This window comes from Helicobacter sp. 23-1044 (assembly GCF_053654695.1).
The window spans coordinates 67,515-86,717 of the sequence record NZ_JBSIUQ010000008.1 but is presented as its reverse complement, the minus strand read 5'-3'; the positions used below and the strand labels follow the sequence as shown (position 1 = coordinate 86,717).

21 protein-coding genes are annotated in these 19,203 nt (G+C 40.0%); 15 read left to right on the top strand and 6 right to left on the bottom strand.

Annotated elements, in window-relative coordinates; all coding sequences use genetic code 11:
- Positions 1-370 (top strand): hypothetical protein (locus ACWIUD_RS08005; RefSeq protein ID WP_454148339.1); only part of this gene is annotated, 370 nt, incomplete at its 5' end.
- Between the two features lie 23 nt (positions 371-393).
- Here ACWIUD_RS08005 and ACWIUD_RS08000 read toward each other — a convergent pair.
- Positions 394-783 carry a GtrA family protein gene (locus tag ACWIUD_RS08000; RefSeq protein WP_454148337.1) on the bottom strand — a complete coding sequence of 130 codons (390 nt, stop codon included), beginning with the start codon at positions 781-783 and terminating at the stop codon, positions 394-396.
- A gap of 55 nt (positions 784-838) precedes the next feature.
- Here ACWIUD_RS08000 and ACWIUD_RS07995 point away from each other — a divergent pair, with 55 nt between their 5' ends.
- From ACWIUD_RS07995 to ACWIUD_RS07930, 14 genes are all read left to right on the top strand, one after another.
- Entirely contained in the window at positions 839-1,849 is a 1,011-nt protein-coding gene (locus ACWIUD_RS07995; RefSeq protein ID WP_454148335.1) for a radical SAM/SPASM domain-containing protein, read from the top strand.
- 64 nt (positions 1,850-1,913) lie between these two features.
- Positions 1,914-3,044 carry an outer membrane family protein gene (locus tag ACWIUD_RS07990; RefSeq protein ID WP_454148333.1) on the top strand — a complete coding sequence of 377 codons (1,131 nt, stop codon included), beginning with the start codon at positions 1,914-1,916 and terminating at the stop codon, positions 3,042-3,044.
- 65 nt (positions 3,045-3,109) lie between these two features.
- Positions 3,110-3,379 carry a 30S ribosomal protein S20 gene (rpsT, locus tag ACWIUD_RS07985; protein WP_454134418.1) on the top strand — a complete coding sequence of 90 codons (270 nt, stop codon included), beginning with the start codon at positions 3,110-3,112 and terminating at the stop codon, positions 3,377-3,379.
- 6 nt (positions 3,380-3,385) lie between these two features.
- Positions 3,386-4,444: a peptide chain release factor 1 gene (gene prfA, locus ACWIUD_RS07980; protein ID WP_454148331.1), complete on the top strand. Its 1,059-nt coding sequence runs from the start codon at positions 3,386-3,388 to the stop codon at positions 4,442-4,444.
- 66 nt (positions 4,445-4,510) lie between these two features.
- Entirely contained in the window at positions 4,511-6,238 is a 1,728-nt protein-coding gene (locus ACWIUD_RS07975) for a DUF262 domain-containing protein (protein WP_454148329.1), read from the top strand.
- On the top strand, positions 6,235-8,529 hold the full coding sequence (locus tag ACWIUD_RS07970) for a DUF262 domain-containing protein (protein ID WP_454148327.1): 2,295 nt from the start codon (positions 6,235-6,237) through the stop codon (positions 8,527-8,529). The genes ACWIUD_RS07975 and ACWIUD_RS07970 overlap by 4 nt, the downstream gene beginning before the upstream one ends.
- Positions 8,530-8,620: 91 nt before the next feature.
- A complete protein-coding gene (locus ACWIUD_RS07965) occupies positions 8,621-9,655 on the top strand; it encodes a Cj0069 family protein (RefSeq protein ID WP_454148325.1) in 1,035 nt (344 codons plus the stop codon).
- Positions 9,652-9,822 carry a hypothetical protein gene (locus ACWIUD_RS07960; protein ID WP_454148323.1) on the top strand — a complete coding sequence of 57 codons (171 nt, stop codon included), beginning with the start codon at positions 9,652-9,654 and terminating at the stop codon, positions 9,820-9,822. The genes ACWIUD_RS07965 and ACWIUD_RS07960 overlap by 4 nt, the downstream gene beginning before the upstream one ends.
- Positions 9,812-10,234 carry a flagellar basal body rod protein FlgB gene (flgB, locus tag ACWIUD_RS07955; protein ID WP_454148321.1) on the top strand — a complete coding sequence of 141 codons (423 nt, stop codon included), beginning with the start codon at positions 9,812-9,814 and terminating at the stop codon, positions 10,232-10,234. The genes ACWIUD_RS07960 and flgB overlap by 11 nt, the downstream gene beginning before the upstream one ends.
- A gap of 14 nt (positions 10,235-10,248) precedes the next feature.
- A complete protein-coding gene (flgC, locus tag ACWIUD_RS07950) occupies positions 10,249-10,743 on the top strand; it encodes a flagellar basal body rod protein FlgC (RefSeq protein ID WP_454148319.1) in 495 nt (164 codons plus the stop codon).
- Positions 10,744-10,758: 15 nt separating this feature from the next.
- On the top strand, positions 10,759-11,046 hold the full coding sequence (gene fliE, locus ACWIUD_RS07945; protein ID WP_454134408.1) for a flagellar hook-basal body complex protein FliE: 288 nt from the start codon (positions 10,759-10,761) through the stop codon (positions 11,044-11,046).
- 21 nt (positions 11,047-11,067) lie between these two features.
- On the top strand, positions 11,068-12,918 hold the full coding sequence (locus ACWIUD_RS07940) for a peptidoglycan D,D-transpeptidase FtsI family protein (RefSeq protein ID WP_454148317.1): 1,851 nt from the start codon (positions 11,068-11,070) through the stop codon (positions 12,916-12,918).
- A gap of 40 nt (positions 12,919-12,958) precedes the next feature.
- On the top strand, positions 12,959-13,246 hold the full coding sequence (locus tag ACWIUD_RS07935) for a hypothetical protein (RefSeq protein ID WP_454148315.1): 288 nt from the start codon (positions 12,959-12,961) through the stop codon (positions 13,244-13,246).
- 16 nt (positions 13,247-13,262) lie between these two features.
- Positions 13,263-13,433 (top strand): hypothetical protein, encoded by a 171-nt coding sequence (locus tag ACWIUD_RS07930; protein ID WP_454148313.1) that lies wholly within the window; start codon positions 13,263-13,265, stop codon positions 13,431-13,433.
- Positions 13,434-13,737: 304 nt separating this feature from the next.
- On the opposite strand, the gene ACWIUD_RS07925 is transcribed toward ACWIUD_RS07930, so the two are convergent.
- The 5 genes from ACWIUD_RS07925 to ACWIUD_RS07905 are packed head-to-tail and all read right to left on the bottom strand — an operon-like array spanning position 13,738 to position 19,146.
- A complete protein-coding gene (locus ACWIUD_RS07925) occupies positions 13,738-15,603 on the bottom strand; it encodes a phosphoethanolamine transferase (protein WP_454148312.1) in 1,866 nt (621 codons plus the stop codon).
- A 50-nt stretch (positions 15,604-15,653) separates the two neighbouring features.
- The gene (locus ACWIUD_RS07920) at positions 15,654-16,991 is read right to left on the bottom strand and encodes a glycosyltransferase (RefSeq protein ID WP_454148310.1); all 1,338 of its coding nucleotides are present in this window, start codon (positions 16,989-16,991) and stop codon (positions 15,654-15,656) included.
- A gap of 37 nt (positions 16,992-17,028) precedes the next feature.
- A complete protein-coding gene (locus ACWIUD_RS07915; protein ID WP_454148308.1) occupies positions 17,029-18,609 on the bottom strand; it encodes a glycosyltransferase family 2 protein in 1,581 nt (526 codons plus the stop codon).
- Positions 18,610-18,626: 17 nt separating this feature from the next.
- Positions 18,627-18,860, bottom strand: coding sequence for a hypothetical protein (locus ACWIUD_RS07910; RefSeq protein ID WP_454148306.1), 234 nt, complete (start codon positions 18,858-18,860; stop codon positions 18,627-18,629).
- Positions 18,847-19,146, bottom strand: coding sequence for a type II toxin-antitoxin system RelE/ParE family toxin (locus tag ACWIUD_RS07905; RefSeq protein WP_454148304.1), 300 nt, complete (start codon positions 19,144-19,146; stop codon positions 18,847-18,849). Before ACWIUD_RS07905 ends, ACWIUD_RS07910 begins: the two co-directional genes overlap by 14 nt.
- Positions 19,147-19,203: the final 57 nt, after the last annotated feature.

Below are 19,203 nucleotides of genomic sequence, written 5' to 3'. Positions count from 1 at the left end.
CTACAAAGCACTAAAATCAAAGGAAATCAAAGCAGATTCTGCGATTTATCAAAACGCGCTTTTTAACCTAATCTACGGCGATTTGGGGATTTCTTACGCAAATTATTTTGGCGGATTTGGGATAAACTTTGGCGCAGGGGCGAAGTTCAATCTCGCCCCAAAACTCGCCAAAAGCAAGGTTTTAGTGCGGAGCGAAAACTTCGATTTCGCCCTAGATAGCGACAAAATTTTAGGTTACACAAACGCAGGAATTTCATATCTTTTGGAAGCGCAAAACTTCGATATGGAGTTTGGAGTGCAGTATTTTGGCGGATTTGGCGACAAAGGAATCTCAAACGGCGGCGGATTTGAATGGCGAGTGGGGTGGTAAAAGACAAAAATTCGCATTCAAAATCACCTAAATACAAAAAATTTATTCAAAACATATCCGCTGAGTGTATAGGCAATCCCTGCGATGATTTGGGCGGTGTATTTGTCGATGAAAAATGCGCGGTGTGCAATGATTAGCGCGATTAGATTTATCAAATATGCCCCGCCCATCGCAACGCAAAATCGCCAAAAGTCGTGGCGGTGGGAGTTTTTGCTCTCAAATGTGAAATTTTTATTTAAAAAATATGACAAAATTATCCCGCAAATATATCCCAAAAAGTTCGCAATTTCAGGCATTGCCTCGCAAAACATTAGCGCAAAAATCACGCCAAAGCCAAAAATCGTATTTGCCACACCCACAAGTAAGTATTTACCGAAATATTTGCTAAAAAATGGCTTGAAAATTTCTCGCATTTTGCGCCCTTAAATTTATTAAAATTTCACGCGGATTCTAGCTAAAATATCGCAAATGAAAAAGATTTACATTGAAATTAGCGATATTTGTGGGCTAAAATGCTCGTTTTGTCCCGTGCCAAAGGGGATTCGTGGTGTGATGGATTTGGAGCTTTTTAAAAAAGCAGTAGCCGAATCTGCGCACTATACGAATCTAATCGCACTTCATATTTTGGGCGACCCGCTTTGTGTGGAAAATTTGAGCTATTATTTGGCGGTGGCAAAAAGCGCGAATCTAAAAGTCGAAATTACCACAAGTGGCGTAAATCTTGCGAATCTAACAAATTTTGATTTGCTACTAAATGCGCCCATAAAGCAGGTTAATTTTTCGCTAGACGCGCTAATGGAGCTAAAAAACAAAGAGTTGCTTTTGGAGTTGCTTTTGGCGCGAATCGTGGAGTTTTGCAAGTATAAAAAGGCGATTAAATCACAAATCTTTGTAAATCTGCGAGTGCAAAAAAGGGCGCGAAATAGGGATTTGGTGGCATTTTTGGAGCGCGAATTTGACGCAAGAAATTTGGGGCAATATTTAGATGATTCGCAAATCTGCGATTCGCGCGTGAAATTGGGCGAAAGGGTTATCATTGATTTTAGAAGCGTTTTTGAATGGAGCGATTTAAAAAATCCCCCCTCCCTTGCGGAGGGGGCTAGGGGGTGGGTAAAACCCGATAATATTCACAATCAAAACCCACCCCCTTTATCCCCCTCCGCAAGGGAGGGGGAACAAGTTGATTCAACCTCCGCAAGAAATGGGAAAACTAACGAATCGCCACAAAACGAATTTGCCATAAAAGGCACTTGCCTTGCGCTAAAATCTCACATCGGCATTTTATCAAACGGCGAAATTGTGCCCTGCTGTATGGATTCACAAGGCGTTTTATCGCTTGGCAATATCAATGATACCACGCTAGATTCGGCACTTAAAAGCCAAAAGGCACAAAAAATGCTTAATGGATTTCGCAAGAATCGCATTTTAGAGCCATTTTGCAAGGCGTGTGATTATCGCAAAAGATTTACAAAAATTTAGATTTTGCCGAAATATCAAAAATATTTTATGCTAAAATTTCAAAAATCCAAAAATTTAGGTGACTATGAAAAAACTTCTATGTATTTTATTGCTGACTTCTGCGCTGTTTGGGCGAAATGAAATCGATGTGTGGGGACACGCGGGGATTTCGTGGCAAATGCAAATGGATAAACCGCCAAAATCCTACGCTGGATTAAGCGCGAGTGTGGGGTTTGACGCGAGCTGGGATATCGGCATAACGCTTGGCATTGGCGCTTGGAGCGCATACTCAATTTATAATCAAAACTACCCAAAAGTTGCAAAGGCAAATGACGCATACAAGGCATATATAACGCTTAGCGACTTGTATTTTTCATACACGCACCCTGTGGTGCAAATCGCGCTTGGGCGATATGATACGAACAATATCAAATACGAGTGGTTTAGCGGACACAACGAAGGGCTTTCAGTCGCGGTGAATGCTACGGATTTTATGCGATTGTGGTTTTTGTATTCATTTGAGCAAAACTTGCAATTTAGAAAAAATAATCGAGAGATAAGCGGGCAAATGAACGCGCTGTGGGATTATAGACGCCATAAGTCAAATATCGACAATAAACGCGATGAGCATCTAATCGCCTTTGGCGCGGACTTTTTCTATGCGAAATATTTCAAAACTGACTTATATTCATATTTTGTGACAAATAATTTTGGCGCGATGGGGTTAAAGGCAAGTGCCGCATTTGGCGATGAGCGCAAGTTTCACTCCGTTTCTGTGTTTCAATACATATTTTTAGATGACTTAAAGGGCGCGGATTTGCTAGGGCACTTGCTTTGGATAGACCAAAAGTTTGGATATGATTGGTTTTACTTTGGCGCGGGGTATTACAAGACTTTTAATAATGGCGTGGGAGTTTTGACGCAATATGGCGATTCTTCGCGCTTTTATGGGAGTGTGATTGCACCTAGCAATTATTACGCTGGGGGCGAGTATTTTGGCGCAAATCAAAGCGTGTATTATGTTTTCACGGGCGCAAGACATAAGAATTTCAAAGTCGATATTTTATACGCTGGGGGCGATTATGAAGAGTTGTCGGCGTTAGCGTCTGTGATAATTTTTGAGCATTTGGAGATTGGCGCGGGGTATGTGGATTTGAAAAATATTGGCGAAAATAAGCGAAATTTTGTAGTTTCGTTTATAAAGGCGATTTGGTGATTTAAATTTTTTTTAAAAAAATTATGGCATAATTCGCACTTTTATTTTAAACTTAAAGGATTGAAATGGCAAATCATAAATCAGCGGAAAAACGCATTAGGCAGACTTTAAAGCGCACCGAGCGAAACAAATACTACCGCACGCGAATCAAAAATATAACTCGCGCGGTAAATGAGGCGGTTGAATCAAGCGATGTGGCAAAAGCGCAAGAGGCACTAAAAATCGCAAATAAAAATATCCATAGCTTCGTAAGCAAGGGCATTTTAAGCAAAAATACGGCGGCACGAAAAGTATCAAGGTTGAATGAAAAAGTAAAAAAACTAGCAAAAGCGTAAGTTTTGATGACAGATAAACTTCTGCCACTTATCAAGCGATATGATGAAATTAGCTTGGAGCTCGTAAAAAGCGAAGTTTTTAATGATGCAAAATTGCTTGGCAAACTCTCAAAAGAGCAAAGCGACTTGCAAGAAGTCGCAGAATCTGCGAAAAAATACATTGAGATTCTGCACCAAATTGACGAAAATAAGGCACTGCTAGATGACAAAGAGCTAGGCGAACTCGCCAAAGATGAGCTAAAATCACTAGAAAGCACAAAAGAGCAATTAGAATCCCAAATCAAAATCCTGCTAATCCCCAAAGACCCCAATGGCAATAAAAATGTATTTTTAGAAATCCGCGCAGGCACGGGAGGCGATGAAGCGGGAATCTTCGTGGGCGACTTGTTTAAGGCGTATTGTCGCTACGCTGATTTACGCAAATGGAAAGTCGAAATTATAAGTTCAAGCGAAAATAATGTCGGTGGCTACAAAGAAGTCATCGCGCTGATTAAAGGCGATGGCGTGTATGGCAGGCTTAAATTTGAGGGCGGGACTCATCGCGTGCAACGCGTCCCCGAGACAGAATCTCAAGGGCGTATCCACACCTCCGCCGTAACGATTGCCATAATGCCCGAAGTCGATGATGTGGAGGTGAATATCAACCCAAATGACTTAAAAATCGATGTATTCCGCAGTGGTGGGCACGGCGGACAAAGTGTCAATACCACCGATTCAGCGGTGCGCGTAACGCATATCCCCACAGGGATTTCCGTCTCTATGCAAGATGAAAAATCCCAGCATAAAAACAAAGACAAAGCATTAAAGATTTTAAAAGCGCGAATCTATGAAATGGAGTTAGAAAACAAAGCAAAAGCAGAGGGCGCAAACCGCAAAGAGCAAGTCGGTAGTGGCGATAGGAGTGAGCGAATCCGCACTTACAACTACCCGCAAAACCGCCTAACCGACCATAGAATTAACCTTACTTTGTATAGTTTAGAAGAGATTATGCTCTCTGGCAATTTGGATTCTGTCATCGACCCGCTTATCACCCACGCCCAAAGCGAAGCGATGAGCGGGTGTTAGGGTGCGAATCGCTATAAACGAAGTTGCAAAAATAAACCGCATATTAGTTTTATAGGAAGTTTGCAAATGTCCCAAAATAATCAGCCAAAAAGCATAAATGAGCTAAAAAATCATAAGTTCTTTATCCCAAGCTATCAGCGAGGGTATCGGTGGGGAGATAGAGAGGTTGGTGCGCTTTTGGAGGACATTTGGGATTTTGCAAATGCGGAGCAAAAAGATAGTTTTTATTGTTTGCAACCCATAGTTGTCAAGCAAAAAGACAAACAATATAATGTCATTGACGGGCAACAACGACTTACGACTATATTTTTGATTGTGAAGTTTTTAAGCGAGGGACATTTATTTGATATTAGTTATGAGACAAGGCAAGAAGCGCATCAAGATTCAAGAGAGTTTTTGCAAAATATTCAATCTAAAAGCAAAGATAAAGCCACAAATATTGACTTTTATCATTTTTATGAAGCATATAAAACTATCAAAGAATTTTTTAGTAATAGCAAAATCAACAAAGACGCATTTTTAGCCACTTTGCTAAATAATTGCAAGGTGCTATGGTATGAGATTGCAAAAAGTGAGAGTGAAAGTGCAGTTTTTCGCCGACTAAATATTGGCAAAATTCCATTGCAAGAAGCAGAAAATATCAAAGCATTATTTTTAAGCAAAAATGAGAATTTAGATAGCGATGACATAAAAGAACGGGCGCAAGTGTGGTATAAAGCAGAGATTGATTTAAGGCAGGAGCGAGATTTTCGCTATTGTGTGCTATCAAATATCAGCGAAAATGACATTATGCCAAATGTGAAACCATATACACTAAGCGATGATATTTCGCGCATTAAAGCATATTTAAAGGCAATCAGTTCGCCACTCAAAGAAAATAAACTCTTTGAATTTTTTGATGAATTTTACAAAAATCAAAAGTTAGATTCTAAATGGGAGGAGCTAGAATCTTGCATTGATAATTTTCAAGGATTTGCTTCTAAGGGCACAAATCAAATCGATAGAGAGATTTTTCACTATATTGGATTTCTAACGCAAAATAATGAAAAAATCTCAAAAATCTATGCGTGGTGGAGGGAATGTGGCAAAAGTAAAGAAGCGTTTGCTAAAATCCTCTTTGAAAAAATCTGTGAAAAAATGCGTGAATCTATTGCCATAATCGATGAATTGGATTATAGAAATAATGATAAACGCGAGATTCACGCCTTGCTTTTGCTTGCAAATTTGCAATATGTAATTAGCGATGAATCAAGCAATAAATATTTTGAGTTTAATCGATTTGCGTTGGAGCGGTGGAGTTTGGAGCATATTTATGCGCAAAATTCACAAAGCATAAAAGATACAATCAAACAAAATGATAAAAATGCACTAAAAGAATGGCTAAAAGAAACGCAAGGCTACATTGAAAACAAAGAGTTAAAAAAAGAAATAAGCGCATTTGTAGCCACACTAGAATCTAATGCGATAAATAAGAAAAAGTTAGAAAAATTGCTTAAGGATATTGATGAAGATTTTAAAAATAGCGATTCATTGCATAATATAGGGAATCTTAGCTTATTAGATAAAGATTCTAATGCCAAATTAGGCAATCTTATTTTTAGCAAAAAGCGTGAGAAAATAGAGCAATTAGGCAAAGAGGACAAACTAATCCCTATTTTGACACAAAAAGTCTTTGATAAATCTTTGGGTAATTTAGATTCAAGCCACAAACACACTTTTAACAAAAGCGATAGAGAAGCGTATTTGCAATGTTTAAAAGACTTGCTACATAGATTTGCAAGGGGTGCAAAATGAATACAGCCATAAATCTAAAAGATTTTTTAGGTAAATATAATGTCGAAGTGCCAATGCTTCAACGAGACTATGCACAAGGACGCAAATCCCAAGAAAATATCGCAAATGAATTTTTAGACGCAATTTTTGCCGTGCTAAATAATAGCAAACAAGAAAAATCATTGCATATTGATTTTATTTACGGCTACAAAGAGGGCGAAAAATTTATCCTAATAGATGGACAGCAACGAATCACAACTTTATGGCTTTTGCATTTTTATCTTTACAAAAAGGCGGGGAGGTTAGAATCTATCGCCAAAGAATTAGCAAATTTTTCTTATGCCGTGCGTGAATCTTCTAAAAAATTTTGCAAAAATTTGCTAAAAAAAGATTTTGATTTAAACGCAAATCCAAGCAAAGCAATCATTGATAAAGGTGGCGAGTTTGAAAAAGAGGAAAATCTTAGAAGCGACCCGACTATTAAAGCAATGCTAAATATGCTTGATTTGATTTATGCAAGACTAGATAATAAGACAAATTTAGATGTGCTTATTAAGAATCTAAATAATATCACTTTTTATGCCTTTGATATGGGTGAGTTTGCGCTAGGCGAGGAACTCTACATAAAAATGAATGCGCGAGGCAAACAACTCACGCGCTATGAAAATCTCAAAGCATATATTGAGCAAGATTCGCAAATCGCAGATTCGCACACACTTTTGGCAAATATTGATAATAAATGGGCGGATATGTTTTTTGTAGATTCTAATTTTGAAGCTTTTGATAAGCGTGGAATCGTGTTTTTGCATTATGCAAATGTGTTTTTTATGCTATTGCAAGGCAAGGTAAAAAGTGGCGAGATTAAAGAAATGATAGATTTTGCAAATCACGCCATTGATGATTTTTATAAACCTTTGCAAAATGTGGAAAATATGACATTGCTTGATAGGCTTGTGGATTTATATAAAGATTATAGCGAAGTTTTTAAGCGAAGTGGATTTGACAAATTTAGTGATTTTACTTCATTTAAAAATGCCAAAGATTCGCTTGGATATATTGAGATTTGCTACTTTTTTTCGGCATTGTTTTTCGTGCTAGAATCTAACAATGATAAAAATATAAACACACAATCTTTGGAGGATTATTTGCGTGTTTGTAAGCATTTGATAGAAAATCATAGGTTAGATAAGCCCGATGAACACATTATTGCATTTTTTAATCTTTTTAAAACGCTATCAAAAGGATATAAAAATATTTATGAATTTTTGGCACAAAATCCCACACATAGCTTTCATTCAAATATTTACGCGCTAGAAGTGCGCAAAGCAAAGCTGATTTTGCAAAGTCGCAAAGGTGGCGACAAATGGGAGGAGATTCTAAATACTACGAGCAATCACAATATTTTAAGAGGTTGGGTGGACTACTTGCTAGATTTTAGCGATGAAAAATTCAAATATCAATCGTGGCGTAATTATGAAAAATCTAACGAAATATTAAATGAAACTAGCGAGGAAGGCATTTTGAATTATAACAATCCAAAATCAAATCCAAATTTTGATAGATTTAACAAATATGCGAATCTAACAATGCAAATTTTTGATGAGATTCAAAAAGATAAAGTGCAAAATAATGGCTTTTTGCCACTCTTTCAACGAGCATTTTTAAGCGTGGGGGATTTTGGATTTTCAACTACAAATTATTTTTATGGCAATTATTGTGGTGAGATTTACCGCGATAGAGAAGCGTGGAATTGGCTTTTAAGTGGCAAAAATAATAGCGATAAAATGCCATATTTCAAAAAATTACTTGATGAAATCATTAAATCTAACAAGGCAAATTTGGCTGAGATTTTGCAAGATATTGTAAATAGCGCGGATATTTCTAGCCGAAAATGGTGGGAACAACTTTTAATCAAGCAAAAGGGATTATTTGAATTTTTGGTAGAAAATAAGCAAACTTTTCAAAAAACGCGTAGAATCTATTTTTGTGAAACTAACGAGCAAGTGATTTTACTAAATAAAACACGAGCTAGTTACAATCAAGTCGGCGCAAGAGATTTGCTAACTTATGGATTTTATTGCTATTGCAAACAAAAAGGCATTAGCGTCTCAGAATATGGAAATAGCGCAATCATCTATGATTACGAGCAAGACGATGAAATAAAACCAAATTTTAGCATAAATAATAAAGGCGTCATTATCGCATTTGACGATGAAATAGTAGTCATTATTTTTGATGACAAAGATTTTCTTATAAACATAAACGGCGATATTTTTAAAGAATTTGACAAAATCATAAAAATTGCACTTTGAATCTTATGAATCTTTAAACAAAAATAAACATAAATTTTGCTACTTTATGCTACAATCACGCACTTTTTAATTTCAAAACAAAGGAAAAAAGATGAAAAAAAATGTCGTGTTTTTTGAAGTGCGTGGCGGGAGCGATAAAGGTGCGGATGGTTATCGAAAAGATACGATGCCGATGGTGGATGCGCTAAAAGAGCGCGGGTGGAATGCAGAGGTGATTTTCTTTGAAGTTGCGAAAAAAGATGAGATTTATAAGCGCGTTAGGGAAAATTTCGATGGTTATATTTCGCGCATAAATCCGGGCAATTTGAAAGAGGAAAATGAATATTTTGCGATGCTTAGGCAACTTTGCGCGGATGGATTGATTGGGATGCCACATCCTGATGCGATGATAGGATATGGGGCGAAAGATGCGCTGACAAAACTAGCAGGGACAAATCTCGTGCCACAGGACACTTATGCGTATTATGATATCAAAACTTTTAAGGAAACTTTCCCCAAAACTCTCGCAAAAGGCGAGCGAGTTTTAAAGCAAAATAGAGGTTCGACGGGAGAGGGAATTTGGCGTGTTTGCGTGGAAGGCGCAGAATCTAGCGCAGAATCTCTGCCACTAAATACCAAAATCAAATGCACCGAAGCAAAGGATAATCACAGCGAGCACCGCGAGTTAGGCGAGTTTATGGACTTTTGTGAGCAGTATATCATCGGCGATAATGGAATGCTAGTGGATATGACATTTCTCCCCCGCATTAAAGAGGGCGAAATCCGCCTTTTGATGCTTTATGATAAACCTGTAAATGTCGTGCATAAAAAACCGGCGGAGGGCGCGGATGCCTTCTCTGCGACACTTTTTAGCGGGGCGAAATATCGCTATGATAGTCCTTCGCAGTGGCAAAATTTGGTGGATATGTTTTTAGGCGAACTGCCAAATATTCGCCAAAAACTTGGCAATTATGATTTGCCGCTCATTTGGACGGCGGACTTTATTTTGGATACGGATGAAAATGGCGCGGATAAATACATTCTTGGCGAGATAAACTGCTCGTGCGTTGGATTTACCTCGCATTTGGAGTTAGCGGGGGAAGTGGCGGAAAATATCATAAAAATCGTCAGCAAAGCAAAGGGGTGAAAATCGCGCTAGATTCTGCGAAATTAGGGCAGATTCTGCAATTCGCAGAATCTGCACGCAAAATCACACAAAATTCGCAGAATCTAAACACATTTGGAACAAATCTTGCTTATTTAATTATTAAATTTTTAGAATTTTTCCAAAAAGGATTTTACTATGGAAATTAGCAAGGTTTACGGTATCGTCCATAAGGCACTTGATTATCGCTCGTTGCGACAAGATTTGATTGCGAGTAACTTGGCAAATGTCGCTACGCCCTTTTATCGTCCGCAGGACATTGCCTTTGAGGAATATCTTACAAAAGAGGCGAATCGCATTTTTAAAAACGAGCCAAACAAAACTTTGCCTTTGGCACAAACGCATACGGGGCATTTATCGCCCATCGATGGCGATAAAAATCGCCCTACGATTTTTTGGAGAGATGGGCATTTGGCGCGAAATGATGGCAATAGCGTAGATTTAGATGTGGAGAGTAGTGAAATGGGGAAAAACTCAGTAATGTATAATGCCCTTATCAACGCAAGTAAGAAGCACAAAGGCATTTATGCCTACGCGATAGATTCAGGCAAAAATATTTAGATTTGGAGCAAAAAATGGCATTTTTAAGTAGCTTTGATATTAGCGGATATGGTTTGAGTGCGCAGAGATTTCGCATAAATGTCATCTCATCAAATATCGCAAATGCAAACTCCACGCGCACCGATGAAGGTGGCGCATATCGGCGCAGAGAAGTGATTTTGAAGGCATTTGATTTCAACAAAGAGCTAAATAAACAGCTTGGTGAGAACAATAATTTGCTAAAATACGAAGACCCATTGAATGAAGGCGTTTGGGATAAAGAGCCAAAACCTAGCATTATGAGCGTGTATGTAGATAAAATTGTGCGCGATGACAAAGAGCCGATATTAAAATATGAGCCTTCTCACCCTGATGCCGATGAAAACGGCTATGTGGCGTATCCAAATGTGAATCCTGTGGTAGAGATGGCGGATTTGATTGAGGCAACGCGTGCTTATCAAGCAAATGTCGCTGCGTTTCAAAGTGCAAAAAATATGGCAAATAATGCTATAATTTTATTTCAAGCATAAAAATGGAGTTTTATAATGGTAAATAATATAAATGCGCTAGATTCTGCGAAACTAACCACGCCAAGCGCAAAATCGCAGAATCTAAAAGGCTTTATGGATTCGATGAAAGAAGCATTTGAAGAAGTAAATAAAGAGCAAAAAACTAGCGAGCAGGCATTAGCAGATGTCGCAAGTGGGCAAATCAAAGATTTGCACCAAGCGGCAATCGCAATCGGGCGGGCAGAAATGAGTATGAAAACAATGCTAGAAGTCCGCAACAAGGCAATAAACGCGTATAAAGAGATTCTGCGAACGCAAGTTTAGATTTAGCGCAATACAAAAAATATGCAAAATTATGATGATGTAGATTTTAATATAAATTTTGATGATGACTTTGAGGTAGGGCAGAAATACAAAAAAGAGCACGAGAAAGCACAGCAAATCGAGCGTAACTCGCGCACAAACGGCATTATAATCCTTTATTTTTCAATCGCATTGTGCCTAATTTTATTTGTCGCGGTTTTATATTACAACATCACCACCCCGCGCAAAATGCCGACATTAGAAATCTCGCAAAAAGAGCTATCCGAGCGTGGGAGCATTTATAGCAAAGATGGATTTAGCCTAGCAAGTAGCAAAAATTTATATAAAGTTAGCGTGATTAAAAAAAGTATCGACCCAAATAAAATGGACTTTTTTATCCGCCTTTTTAGCATTTACAGCGGGATAGACGAGCAGTATTTGAGAGAAAAACTGCGTGGCAGCGGACATATCACGCTTTCATATAAGCTAAGCCCAAAAGTCGCGCTAAATTTAAAGCAACTAAATAAAAAGTTGCTCCGCGCCGGTGTGTTTCGCTCGTATGAATATAACGGCAGAATCTACCCCAAAGCAGGGCTTAGCATTGAGATTAGCGGGGAGGCGCGCGAGTATCTTTACAAAGATTTAAGCGAGCCAATTTTAGGCTACACAAACAAAATCGAAGGCGATGGCATCACCAAGCCAAAGGGCGTAAAAGGCGTTGAGCGATATTATGAATACGCGCTTTCATCAAAGCAAGATGGGCATTTTAAGGGCAATAGAGATGTGGGATTTAATCTTATTTTAGATAAAAATGCGATTTTAAAACAGCGGATTGACGGCAAAAGCGTGGTGCTAACTATCCCGCTAAAATTACAGAAAAAAATCGAAAATATAATCGATGAAGGCACAAAGACAATTAGCGCAAGTGAAATCATAATTGGCATTATGGATTCGACAAGCGGGGCGATTTTATCCCTAGCAAGTTCGAATCGCTTCAATCCCAAACGCATCAAACAAAGCGAATACGCAAATCTAAATCCAAGCTTTATAGAGCAAAGCTTTGAGCCCGGTAGCATTATGAAGCCTGTGATTTACTCAATCTTACTAGAAAAAAATCTAATCAAACCAAATGAGATTTTTAATCTCCACAATGGCACATATAAATTTGGGCGATATACGATTCGCGATTCACACCCGCAGAAATACGCAAGCGCGGAGAATATCATCGTTCAATCAAGCAATATCGGTATGGTGCAAATGGCACAGCGACTAAACGCGCAAAGCTATCACAACGCGCTTGTGGCGTTTGGCTTTTCGCTCCCTACTGAAATCGACTTGCCCTATGAGAAAACGGGCATTATCCCAAATGCAAAGACGCTAAATTCGCATATTTACAAAGGGAGTGTGAGCTATGGATATGCGATGAGAGCGACATTTATGCAAATGCTGCGCGCGTATTCGGCGTTTGCAAACGGGGGGCATTTAGTAAATCCGTATTTGATGGATTACATAATTGATACAAATAATAAAATCATCGATAAAAATAAAAGTGGCGAGAAAATCCACATTTTAGGCAAATATAGTGCCGATGCCTTGCAAAAAGTGCTGATTAAAACCGTACAAAAAGGGACTGCCAAAGTCGCAAATGTAGAGGGGGTAATCATCGGCGGCAAAACAGGGACTGCGCGAATCGCCACAAACGGACGCTATGGCAGCGAATATATAGGCTCATTTTTTGGCTTTGCCAAAGATAAAAAGGCAAATTACACCATCGGCGTGGTGGTATTTGGCGCAAAGGATAGTAGCTACTATGCTTCACAAACGGCAGCCCCACTTGCGAAAAAAGTCATCGAAGCGTTGATAGATGAGGGGTATTTGAAGCAAGAGAGATAGGGGTGCAATTCGTCTTTACTGAAGAAACTTCGGCTTCGCCTTGTTTTGGGTGCATTTTTCGCGGATTTTAGGATTTTTGGGAGGCTCACAGACCGCAAGTCTAGCTTCGCTCCCAAAAATCCTAAAAAACCACAAAACCTCCACCGCAAATACTAGAATTGTTTTAAATGTAGAATCTAAAAAATCCGTCATTGCGAGACTTGACTTTGTCAAGTCGTGGCAATCCATTTTAGATTCTGCGAACGCAGAATCTGTAAAATTATCGTGCGAAGCACCCTTAATCTCGCCCGCTTCGTGGTGCAAAAAATCGGATTCAAGGTTGCAGTAGTGCAACCGCCGATTTTTTGCTAGAAGCGGAAAAGCGAGGCTCTCCCCCTAAAAGCGAAAAGCGGCAGCTTTTGGGGACACAATTAAATAGTCGGGGGGAGCGGGAGCGGGGTGCAGCCCTTTTGCGAGAAAAAACAAGCGAATTTAATCCAAAAAACGGCGAAAATATCGCAGATTCTGCAAAATAAGAGCAAATCGCAGAATCTAACACGAAATCGCAGAATCTAAAAAGAGATTCTTTACTTCGTGCTTCGACTTCGCGCGAGAATGACAAAATAGATTGCCACGATTTTGCTACGCAAAATCTCGCAATGACAGAAAACAGCGCATCAGATTCTGCGAATGAAACTAAAAATGCAGAATCTAACGCAAATTCGCAGAATCTAAAAAGAAATTCTTTGTTCGTTACACTCGCACGAGAATGACAAAAACCCGCAGAATCTATTTATTTTTTTGCAGAATCTCATCAAACAAGCAAATTTTTCGCAGAATCTACCGCAGATTTTCATAATTTTGATTTGCTTTTGTGCCTAGCATTCGCGCACGATTCGCATTAAAATCATCACTAAAAATACTTCGGCTAGATTCATAGCCATCGATTTGAAATCCCGCAATGTCAATTAGCGCGTGAATCAAATCATCTATCATAAAAGGTTTTTGCGTAGATTGCGCGATTCGCGCATAAAGCTCAGGGTGGCGGACTTTAAACTCATCGCTTACAAACACGACAAATGGCACTTCCACCATAAAACGCGTGATTTTACTATCCACACGGAGTGAGCCAACGCCCGTGTCCCACACATCACTTGCGTGGTCGCTGATATAAATCACAATGCTATCGCTATCCGCAAAACGCTTGATAATCTCGCCTACCACAAAATCCGTGTATAAAATGCTATTTGCATATTGCGCTAAATCCGCTTTGGCACGGGATTTTTGAGCGTTTGATAAGTTGTCTATGTGCGGATTGTCTTTTATGTCGCGCGGGGCGAATCGCTCAAAATCCTTTGGATAGCGATTTGCGTAGCCCACATGAGAGCCCATTAGGTGGATAGTGAGAAAAAGTCCTTGTGTATTAGCGGATTGCATACCCAAAGACAAATTGCCAAGCAAATTATCCAAAATCGGCAAAATCTCCCCATCAAACCCCATACTATCTAGCCGTTTCCCCGCCACACTATCCGCACTCCACAGCAACCTATCAGCGCGAGAAAAAATAGTCGTAGTCGCCTTGCTCCACAGACTAAATCGCTCTTGATTGCTTATCACAGCGGTTTTATAGCCTCCTAGCCTCATCGCGTCAATTACATTTAGATACTCAAACCACTTTTTGTCTAAATTGTCCTGATTTGCGAAAGTTAGCACTTGGGAGAGCGACTCAAATGTCGTAACCTGCGAACTTATCACATCATCAAAAATAAATAAATTTTGCGGTTTTTGGGCGTGAATCGCGCTAAAAATGGGAGTATTTGGCAGATAATGCCCATAGATTTGCATTTTGTCGCGCTGTGCTGATTCGCCGATGATTAGGACAATATTTGCGATTTTTTTATCGTGTGGTGCGGGAGTGTGCGCGATATTTTTGGCGTATTTTTCAAAATCCGCGTTGATTTGCTCATACTCTCTCATCGCCCCAAATATCGAATCCACCGCGTCTTTTATCGAAGTGGTAGCGACATAAACCACATCGCTTTCGCGCTCATTATACGGACGCAAACGCAGACAATGCACCAAAATTAGCGCGATTAGTAGCATAGCAAAGATTATCCAAAAGATTTTTATGCGATTTTTGGGTTTTTTGGATTCGATAGATTTGCGTGATTTTTGGGTAGATTTAAGCGAATCTACGCTCTGATTTTGCCCCCCCCCAATTAGGATTTTATAAACCACTTTGTCGCCATAGCGGTAAGTCGCGCCAAGTAGGGCGAAAATCAACGCGGAGAAAATTACAAATTTCGCATTCAAATATTCGCCAAAAAATTCGCTAACTTCGCTAGGGTCGCTTTGCAATGCCACGCCTACCAAGTGCGAATTTAGCGTCCCGCCAAAATTTAGGACTAAAAATAAATTGATGATTAGCAAAATCACGCTTGATAGGCTCATAAGCGCGACAAATGCCATTTTGATTTTTCTACCAAATCGCCCCAAAATCTGCTCCAAAGGCAAATAAAAAACCACGCAAAACGCCAAAAAATAAGTGCAAAATAGCATCGCTTCGCGGTAAGCTAGGCAATGCCACCAATGCGCGTCAAAGAGTTTTGGCAAGTTGCTAAACTGCGCTAGTGCGATAAAAATGCTATTTAGCACAAAGATTAGCACGAAATGTTTGACAAAAAATGCGTCTTTAAAAAATGCCATTGAAATCGCTCCGTTTGGAATTAAAAAAAGCGTGATTTTAGCATAATTTGCTACGATTTCTTTTCAAACAATTCTCCCCATTTTTGGACTACCACAGATTGTGAAAATCTCTCCCCCACAAGCCTTTTGGCTTCGCCTCCAAATGCAATGCGCAAATTTTCATCGCTCATTAGCGTGATTAAGTGCTTTGCGTAAGCCTCCAAGTCATTATCACTCACCAAATAGCCACTTTTATTATGCGCGATAATATCGCTAGGTCCTGTGGCGATGTCAAAAGCAATGCAAGGCAAAGCGTAGCTACTTGCCTCCGCCAAAACCATACCAAAGCCCTCAAAGTGCGAAGCCATCGCATAGATACTCGCTCCCAAATATTCGCACTCTATTTCTTTGGTAAATGGCTTTATGATTATAGAATCTTGCAAGTTTAGGGATTTGATTTTGGACTCTATCTCGCTTTTTAGGACGCCATCGCCTACGATTATGAGTTTCCATTGGAATAAGTCGCTAAAATCTCGCGAATCTTTCCCCTCCATTAGGGAGGACAATTCCATACTTTCCCCCTCCCTTGCGGAGGGGGATACAGGGGGTGGGTTAGATTCTGCAAAATTAGCACAATTCGCAGAATCTAGCACGAAAAACGCAGAATCTGCATTATTTTGTAGATTTTTACCCACCCCCAAACCCCCTCCGCAAGGGAGGGGGCTTTTTATCATTTCTTGCACTATTTTCCAAATATCAATCAATCGCAAAAAGCCTTTTTCGCTTGAAAATCGTCCTGCGCTTAACACCACTTTTTGCGCGTGATTCGTGCTTTTTTGTGGGATTTGTGGCAAAAAGTTTGGGATTACACGCACATTGTGATGATAGCCCTGCCAAGTGGGCAACTCACGCGATGATAGCACGATAAGAGTGTCAAAATAGCGCAGTTTGCGCCTAGCCTTTTTAGGGGCACTCAAATGCCACAGACGCACAAACAACGGCTTAAAATCCCGCGACTTGCGCCCAAAAAGCGGTATAAACCACCCATCATTTGCTAGCACAATATCGGCGTTTGTCTGCTGTGCGATTTTGTGCGTTTGATAGCAAAAAATGATGCGTAAAATGCTTTTGCGAAAAATCGTAATAAGCGGATTTTTGCTCTTTGCTTTTTTGTAGCAAAGATAAATGCAAGAAATGCGCGAATCAAGCGGATAAATGGGCGTTTTGTGTGTGCGAAAAAAGCTAATGATTTGCACTTCATAGCCCAAATTTTGCGTAAAGGCATTTGCGAGATTTACGCCCACGCGCTCCCCGCCACCGCCTTCTGTAATGTCTTTTAGTGTGATTAGGACGCGCTTTTTAGGTGAATCTGTGGTAGATTTGCGGTTTTTATGGATTGCTTCGGGCAAATCTGCGATTCGCCCTCGCAATGACGAAGTGGAAACCCTATTTCTGCAACCCCATTTTTGCCCAAGTTGTTTGAGTTTTGCATATATATATATATATATTGTGGTTAGATTCTAGCATTGCGCGGGGGTTTTCTGCGTGGTAGAGATGATAGGCGATGGCGTTATGTTTTACGCGCCGTAATTCTCCGCCGTTGAAAAGAAACCTTGCGACAAATTCGCTATCCTCGCGCCCCCAGCCGACAAATTCTTCGTTAAAGCCATTTATCGCCTCACAATCGGCTTTATAAAAGCTCATATTGCACCCGCGAATGCCTTTTATCAGCTCTTTTTTACGGAAAATTTTTGCGGTGGTTTTGGAAAATGTGTAGATGAGATTTGCGCAAATATTGCAATGCGCGGATTTCAAAGAGTGCGAATCAAAAGCCAAAGCATAGTTTTTCGCCTCCAAAATATTTGCCGTTTCGCATTCACTCAAAATCACGCGTGAGCCTTGCAAAAACACGCCACGCCGTGCGAATCGCAAATGCTCGGCAATGAAGCGCGAATCCAAAATCATATCGCCATCGATAATGATAATGTAGTCGCCACGCGCGGATTTTATTGCCTCATTGCGAATCTGCGCCAAGCGAAAGCCCCTATCCTCGTGCCAAATATGGCGCAACGCACAGGGAAAATCCTTTGCGTAAGTTTCTATAACTTCACGCGTATCCGCACCGCTCCCGTCATCGGCGATTAGGACTTCTTTGGGGAGGGGATTTAGATTTCGCACAGAATCAAGCACGAGAGAAAGTCGCTCTTTTTGATTGTAGGTTGTAATGATGAGCGTGGTAGTTTGTGGCGTGGCGGATTTGTGGCGTTGCACTTCATAGAGTTTGGCGTATTTGAAAAACGAGCCAAGTGCATTGCAAAGGCTTAGCACAAAGCCCTTGTAGCCATAAAATATGCCTTTTTTGAAAAAATAATTTTTCACAAAGCTCCACGCAAAATGCGTAATTGCCTTTGAGATTGTAGCTTTTTTGCTACTATGGGCGTTTTGCTCGGCGTATAGCGTGGTGTAGCGTTGCAGTTTGTCAAGCAACTGCGCGATTCCACTACACGCATAATGTTTGATATGCCCGCTCAAGTGGATTTTACGCGCTTCTTTTGGGATTATGACACTTTCGTGGACAATGTTTTCATTAAAGCGCGTGAAGTTTTTGTTAAAAATCCTCCACACAAAGTCCGGACTCCACCCGCACGCCTTTATCCACTCGCCTTTATAGAGATTTTTGCGCGATAGTGCGTAGATATTTTGGGGTTGCAAATTTAGGGCGTGGATTGCGCTTAATGCGCTAGATTCTAGCACTTCATCGCTATCGATGGAGAGAATCCAATCATTTTTGGCATAGCTCACACAGAGATTTTTTAGCGCACCAAAGCCGATAAACTCGCTTTGCTCCACGCGCAGACGCCCATAAGTGGCGTTAAAATCCTGCGCGATTTGCAGTGTAGAATCCGTGCTACCATTATCTAGCAAGATAATTTCATCAAATTCGCGGAGCGATTCTAAGCACTCTTTTAGCGTGGCTTGGGCGTTTTTTACGATTATGCAGACTGAGATTTTAGCGGGGGTATTCATTGTGCGCTTCAAAATTGCTATTTTGCGTGAGCGTGGGGCAAAAATTCTAATTTCTCAAAGCTTTTTAGCGCGGGGGCAAGGGTTTTTTTGTTTGCATTTAGCAATTCTAAAAGCTGACTTTTTGCCACTTGCATAAGCGCGTATTCTAGGCTTTTGGCGTCATTTTCTTCGATTAACGCACTTAAAAAAAGCACTCGTTCTTCATCGCTTTTTAAATAATTGCATTCTTCAAAATCTCTAAATTTTTTCATCTTTATACTCCTGTAAAATCGCTTTTGCCTTGCGAATGTCCCTTGTCTGCGAATCTTTATCGCCACCTAGCAGTAGCACCACGCCATCAAGTAAAGCGTAATAGATTCTTGTGCCACCGCGATTAAAAAAGCGCAATTCTTTTAGCTCATCATCAATGTTTTTAAAATCGCCAAAATGCCCATAAAGTCGTATCCTAGCAAGTCTTTGGTAGATAAGTTTGCGCGTGGCATTATCTTTTAGATTCTCAAACCAATGGCTAAATTCCGCGCTTTCTATGATTTGCATAGTGAATTGACTTCCCTTTTCATATAAAAAGTGCAAATTATAGCAGAATCTTATAAA